Raw genomic sequence first — 4,761 nt, 5'->3', positions numbered from 1 at the left:
CCTTGGGCGGCATCGGTCCCGATCAGGCTTGGTACGGCAAATCGTGGACCGACGACATCTCCAACGCCAGGGGCAGCAAATACGCCCCTACCAATGGTCTCAGCAGCCGGGGCGATATTATGTTGACCAATCGGGGGGTGGATTGATCTGAAAATAGCGATGAGTGATTAGTGATTAGTAACTCACTCATGTTACGCGCAATAAAAATATGAGGGAGTAATTTTGCTTAGCGTATTGAATCACGAAAACACGAAAAGGCTCGAATTCCACGAAATTTTCGAATCACGGATTTCACGGATTCTATTGGATATCACGGAAAAATCCTGTTCATGGCGCGATTCCTTACTCCAACTGTTTTTCCGTTTTTTTTGTGTTTTTCTTTTTTATTTCGCGTTTTCGCGATTCGACGCGACGATCATAATTGACTTCTCCAACGTATTCTCATGCGTAACATGATTTATCATAATACTCTCTATCGAATCCTCGATTCTTAATATAAGCCGCTTTATCGCCTGTAATCGACGCAAGTAAGGATCGTTGCTTCCTTTTCCACGCCATCTACGGTTCTACGGAGATAATCGCCTCGCGCCATTCGCGCAATTCCCATTCGCCGAATAGTACGTCGGCGGTTACGACGTGCGTTCCCGGTTGAGCGCTTGATGGAAGCGGGATGGTGAATGCCGCTTTATCTTCCTGGCGGGAGGGGATGTCTATAACGGCGGTTTGCGGCTCTGCGCTCCAATCGGGAGGAAGATTCAGGCGAATCATGAAGGATTGCGGATCGGGGGAATGATTCATGATCCGAAGTTCGAGCCGCAGGGTTTCTCCCTTTTTCACGGTCGAGCCGTAGGGGTAGAATCGCGCCCATTGTTCGTCAATTCCGAAATTGGGATCGTCCCAAGGGAAGAGATCGCGTAGAATCTCCACTCGTTCTTGCAGGGTTCGAATCATGCGGTCCAATTGGTTTTGAGAGTATCGGAAGGTGGGAACCACATGCTCGTTGATGAGCAGATAATCCGGCTTCATTTTTTTCAGGACGTCCAGGCAATAGAAATATCCCGTTCCCGGATGGAGCAAATTGCGGTTGAGCAGGCAATAATCGTCGATGCCGGATGGGGTGAAGGAATCGCCGATGAAGAAGATTTTTTCGCCGTTGTTTTTCTCCGCCAACAGGCCGCCGTGATAGAGCGTCTGGCCGGGGTAGAAGGAAAAAGTGAAAATGAACTCTTTCCATGACAAGGTTTCGCCTTCCTTCATAACTTTGATATTGGGGATGGCGTTGGGCGTGAGGCAGGGCAGGCGGTAGGCGGAGGGATTTTCTAAAATATCCTTCAATTCCGCGCAACAATAAACCGGACAACCGAATTCCTGCACAAGCGCATTGATATGATCCGTATGGTCGTCGTGATAATGGGTGATATATACGCCATCCAAGGATTTAATGGCGCCTTCCTTGAGCATATGTTTGACCTTATCGATCTGGCTTTGGCCGCCGCAATCGACGAGAAAAGCGGAACGATCGGCTGCGATCATCAGGCGGGAATTATCGATGGGAACGATCCAGGACGGAGGGCGTTCGTTCAAGGTTTCCGCCATCGGCATCCAGTCGATTTTCGCCGAGGGGACTAAAACGCGGACGGCGCAGGTTAGGATATGATCGTCGCCGAAATACCAGCGCAGAGCGCAGATGGAAAGGTAATTGGCGTAGGCTTTCTGCAATTTATCGATCAAGCGAGCGATGGCGGCTGGGGGATCGCCGATGACGGGGCCGCGAGCGGGGATGAGAATTTCGGGATTTTGCGCGGCGATCTTGCGCAGACTGCCGATGAGTTGGGCGATTCGCGCCGCATAGCCGTGGTAGCCTCCGATCTTGGCTTCGGGAATGGCGTCTTGAAAGCTGTAGAGATCGAAAATGCGGCCATCCCCGTAGATTAAATCGCCGGTGAAGGCGATTTTCCGCCCGTCGATTTCCGATAAGTAGGCGACGGCGCCCCGCGTAAATCCCGGCGCGTCCAGGACGCGGAAGGCTTGTCCCTTAAGAACCAGATCGCCGCCTTCGGAGGCGGTTTGGCTGACGGAGATCGGCTGCGTCGAAATATTCGTCGATTGTTGGGCGTAGTCGTGAAAGCGCTTTTGGGGGAATTCGTTCCAGAAAGCGGCGGGATATGAAAACATATTGGCTTCTGCTTTGGGAACGACGACTTTTGCGCCTTTGGCGGCTAGGCTTCTTCCCGCCCAAACGAGGTCGCGCCGGTTATGGGTAAAGAGAACATAGTCCGCCTCGGCGATCGTTTTCAAGGGATCGCCGTAGATGACCGCGACGCCGTCGGGAGTCTGAATCCGCGCTCCGTTGACGGCGCCGTGATAGACGTTGAGATAACTGCTTATCGTCTCTACGCCTCCCGGTTCGGCGGCGAAATTGTTTATGGCAGCGATAAACAAAAAGGGAAGCAGGATGCAAGTTTTGTTCACGGGCGTTTCCTCCAAGAATGGGATTTCTTTTTTTATATCATTTTTTCAATCATTTCTAGGAATCATCGCTGGAGCGGGCGGCATAGGCATGGCGGGGGCGGCAGGGCAAGTCGACATCCCAGCCTTGAAAGGCTGGGCTATTTTCAAATGCCCCTTTAAAGGGGCAAACGACACTAATCCGCCGTTTCAACGGCGGGGCGGCAGGGCTTTTCTTTCTGTAATCGCCGAGAGCCTTTCCTCAGTAGGGGAGCTCATCATTCATCATTTAAAAAAGTTTTTCTCCGTGAAATCCAAATCATCCTTGAAATCCGCGATTCCAAAAATTCGTGAAATTCGCGCCCTTTCGTGGTTTCGCAATTCGAAAACTCGGCAAGAGAAAAGTTTAGGCGCTGCTTGTGGACGTTTCATTCGACTTGCGGGTAAAGATCATCCCAAAGAACGAGGGGATAGAAATGCTAAACATGAATTATTAAGATCGATGCGGGAGAACGGTAGGAAAGGATACGATGATGATGGAAGCGGCTTTGCACCATCGCAGAGAATTTATGAAGCGGACGGGAAAAACTTTGATGGGCGCTGCGGCGCTTACTAAGCTGACCGGCGCGGCGGCGGCGTCCGCTCAGGAAAAACTTAATTTTGTTGTGATTCTCATCGATGATATGGGCTGGACCGACCTGCATTGCTTTGGCAGCGATTTTTACGAGACGCCGAATATCGACCGGCTGGCGGCGCAGGGGATGAAATTCACCAACGCTTATTCCGCCTGTACGGTCTGTTCGCCGACGCGGGCGAGTCTGTTGACGGGAAAATATCCCGCCACGCTGCGCCTTACAGATTGGATCGCCGGGCATAAGCGTCCGTGGGCCAAACTGAGCGTGCCGGAATTCAACCAGGAATTGCCGTTGCAGGAGAAGACGATCGCCGAAATGCTCAAGCCGCTGGGCTACGTCTGCGGCAGCATCGGCAAATGGCATCTGGGAACGGAGCCTTTCTTTCCCGATAAGCAGGGTTTCGACGTCAATATCGCCGGTACGGAACTAGGGCAACCGCGCGCGGGGTATTTTTCTCCTTATAAAATTCCTACGCTCGCAGACGGGCCGGAGGGCGAATATCTGACCGACCGCATGGGCGTTGAGGCGGTGAAATTCATCCAAGAAAATAAAAATCGGCCATTCTTCCTTTATTTGCCTCATTTCGCCGTTCATACTCCCTTGCAAGCAAAAAAGGAGTTAATCGAAAAATACAAAACAAAAATTCAGCCAGACGCCGATCAGAAGAACTCCGTCTACGCCGCCATGATCCAATGTACGGACGAAGCGGTGGGCAAAGTCATGACGGCGTTGGAAAAGGCGAAAATCGCCGATAAGACCGTCGTAATTTTCACCAGCGACAACGGCGGACTCATTGGCTCCACCAGCAACAAGCCGCTGCGCGCGGGCAAGGGATCGGCTTACGAAGGCGGCGTACGCGTTCCCGCCATCGTAAGGTGGCCAGGCGTGGTCGAGCAAGGAAGCGTCTGCGAAGAGCCAATCATCAGCGCCGATATTTATCCCGCCATCCGGGAAATTTCGGGAGCGCGGGACGAGAATAGCAGCGTGGAAGGCGTAAGTTTCTTGCCTTTACTTCGGCGGACGAGAGGGCTGAAGCGGGAAGCGCTCTATTGGCATTATCCGCATTATCATCCCGGCGGCGCGGCGCCTTATTCCGCCATTCGCAAAGGCGATTGGCGGCTGATCGAGTTTTTCGAGGAGCGGCGGTTGGAGTTATATAATTTGAAGGAGGATATCGGCGAGACGAAAAACCTGGCGGAGATCATGCCGGAGAAAACACAGGAACTCTACGCCATGCTGGCGGAATGGCGGCGGAAATGCAACGCCCAGTTTCCCGCCATCAATCCCGATTACGATCCCGCGCGCGAGAAGGACGGCCCCGGGGGAAGAAGGAAATGATGAATGATGAACCACCCTAACGAGGAAAGGCACTCGGCGATTGCAGGAAGAAAAGCCCTGCCGCCCCGCCGTTGAAACGGCGGGCTATTATCGTTTGCCCCTTTAAAGGGGCATTTGAAAATAGCCCAGCCTTTCAAGGCTGGGATGGCGGTTTGCCCTTACTACCCAACCTTTTGGGAACATTTTACATGACTTACAAAAATGTTTTCTTAGGAGATAAGCAGGATGCTCGAGGAAGGCTTTTTATGAATGCGGAGAAGAATTTCACCGCGGGTTTGATTCAGACGGCTTGCGGCGGCGATCCGGCGGAGAATCTGGAAAAAACCATGCGGCTGATTTA

General features: G+C 52.3%; 3 protein-coding genes. 2 read left to right on the top strand and 1 reads right to left on the bottom strand.

The window, feature by feature from the left end:
• Window positions 1-558 precede the first annotated feature (558 nt).
• Complete coding sequence (locus tag AB1656_17480) at window positions 559-2,472, bottom strand: MBL fold metallo-hydrolase (protein MEW6237177.1); 1,914 nt, start codon at window positions 2,470-2,472, stop codon at window positions 559-561.
• Between AB1656_17480 and AB1656_17475 the strand changes: the two genes are divergently transcribed.
• Both AB1656_17475 and AB1656_17470 read left to right on the top strand, forming a co-directional pair.
• The gene (locus AB1656_17475; protein MEW6237176.1) at window positions 2,456-3,064 is read left to right on the top strand and encodes a hypothetical protein; all 609 of its coding nucleotides are present in this window, start codon (window positions 2,456-2,458) and stop codon (window positions 3,062-3,064) included. The two genes, AB1656_17480 and AB1656_17475, sit on opposite strands and share 17 nt — an antisense overlap.
• Complete coding sequence (locus AB1656_17470) at window positions 2,979-4,421, top strand: sulfatase (GenBank protein MEW6237175.1); 1,443 nt, start codon at window positions 2,979-2,981, stop codon at window positions 4,419-4,421. The genes AB1656_17475 and AB1656_17470 overlap by 86 nt, the downstream gene beginning before the upstream one ends.
• Window positions 4,422-4,761: the final 340 nt, after the last annotated feature.

The organism is Candidatus Omnitrophota bacterium (assembly GCA_040755155.1).
Classification (GTDB): domain Bacteria; phylum Hinthialibacterota; class Hinthialibacteria; order Hinthialibacterales; family Hinthialibacteraceae; genus JBFMBP01.
The sequence above is the reverse complement of the archived record's forward strand: the minus strand, read 5'-3'. Positions and strand labels throughout refer to the sequence as shown.